General features: G+C 57.7%; 2 protein-coding genes and 1 pseudogene. 2 read left to right on the top strand and 1 reads right to left on the bottom strand.

The annotated features are described in order from the left end of the window. Window positions 1-237: 237 nt before the first annotated feature. Together X742_RS140575 and X742_RS140570 are read left to right on the top strand one after the other, a co-directional pair. Window positions 238-975, top strand: a complete 738-nt coding sequence (locus X742_RS140575) for a hypothetical protein (RefSeq protein ID WP_023775579.1) — start codon at window positions 238-240, stop codon at window positions 973-975. A gap of 15 nt (window positions 976-990) precedes the next feature. After that, the gene (locus X742_RS140570; RefSeq protein WP_023775580.1) at window positions 991-1185 is read left to right on the top strand and encodes a hypothetical protein; all 195 of its coding nucleotides are present in this window, start codon (window positions 991-993) and stop codon (window positions 1183-1185) included. Between the two features lie 59 nt (window positions 1186-1244). On the opposite strand, the pseudogene X742_RS1000000175085 reads toward X742_RS140570, so the two are convergent. After that, window positions 1245-1583 (bottom strand): annotated as a pseudogene (locus X742_RS1000000175085) (terminase small subunit); the annotation flags it as partial.

A 1583-nucleotide genomic window follows, 5' to 3' on the forward strand; every position in this document is an offset into this window, starting at 1 on the left:
GTCCTGATCTTTGGTCGATGCTCGGAGATAAGCGCGGACGAACATGAAAACCCTCTTTGGTTCGATTTAAGTGGTCCCTCAATATGCGGTTCGATTTGAGTTGTCAAACGACATTTATCGAACCAAGCCAAAGAGGGTTCGACAAAGGTACACCCAAAAGACATGCTGACTACGCTGTTCAAAACAGCGCCACGGCAGCGGCTTAATCGGAGAACTGCGCCTAAGGAAGATGATGCGATGAAAGAAGACGAACGCATTTCGGCGGTTAAGGAACTCCTCTTCGCGTACGTGAAGAGCCCATCCCTGCGCCACATCCGCGACCCCTATTCGCTAATCAGATTGGCGCAGGAGATCGTTAGGCGGATTGACCGGGGCAATTCGATCTGGAGGAAGTGGGACGGGCAACGCGAGGTCCTTCTCAAGTCCGCCCTGGGTTGTTGGATACCGGTCGAGGCTCTGCGCGATTTCATCAATGAGATGCCGGGGCCACAGGTAACGGCGACAGATGTCGGCCAGCGCCTGAGAGCGTTCGAGGACGAGGAATACTTCTCATACCCAAAAGAGGAGCTTCGCCCTGGGTGTCTCGCGCTCTACGAGAAGGAAAGGGCCGAGGGCACCGAGCTTCCGGCCATCATCGGCCTACTCAGGGACCACGTAGAACGGGAAGAGGAGCGGCTTCGGGCAGAGCAGCAGGAGCGGTATCAGAGATGGCGTGACGAGGACCGAATGGCTCGAGAAGAGCGGCTCCTGTCAGGCGCTGATTGCAAGTGGACGCAGCTCCAGAAATCTCCTCATTGCCGCGCCAACGGCAGGACATACCGTCTCTCCCCAACGAAGGACAAAATGTGGAACCTCTACCGTGTTAGTTCGGTCTCGGAGGAAGACGAGAGAGCCTTGATCGGGAAGTACCGAGGGCGTGGCGACGCGACGAAAGTGGTTTCGCAAATGGCCTATCGGCCGGAGCCAAAGTGGTAACTAGGGCGGCGGCGCGTGAGAGGCGTTGAACTGCTGGTGTTTCCTGCCGACTGGAATGGCGAAGGCAGACATGCCGCGTTGATCCGCAACGAACGAATGCTAGGCGAGGGTAAGCCCGATCTGGTCGTCGGATTCCCGGGCGGCGGCGGAACCTGGTACACATGTTCCCTCGCCGAGAAGCTGGGAATCACCGTTATCAGGCTGGCCTGACCTCAACGAGAAACTCGGGATCTCACCGCCTCCATACGCCCTAGGGCTGGGGATCCTCCTTAACCGTCGCCTTTGTGCGGAGCGATCTCATTGGCCAAGGAGGTGATCTGGTAGATCAGTTCGTCCGAGCTCATCAGAGAATAGCGGTTGAGGTCGTTGTTGGTGTCGGCACGCTTGCTGTCGATGAGGCCAAACAGTTTCGCCTTGGCCACGATGGCGGAGATTGCCGCAGTCGCCTGCTGGCACTGATGCGCCATCGCAATCGCGTAGTCCAGTTCCGCAGCGAGCGACTCGCGCGTGACGATTACCGTATCCGCGAACTCCGCGACCAACTCGCGAATACGGCTCGAAATCTTAGCACTTCTTAGCAGCCGCGAAGAGTTGGCAAAGGCCGTATG

It is taken from the genome of Mesorhizobium sp. LNHC229A00, from assembly GCF_000502415.1.
Classification (GTDB): domain Bacteria; phylum Pseudomonadota; class Alphaproteobacteria; order Rhizobiales; family Rhizobiaceae; genus Mesorhizobium.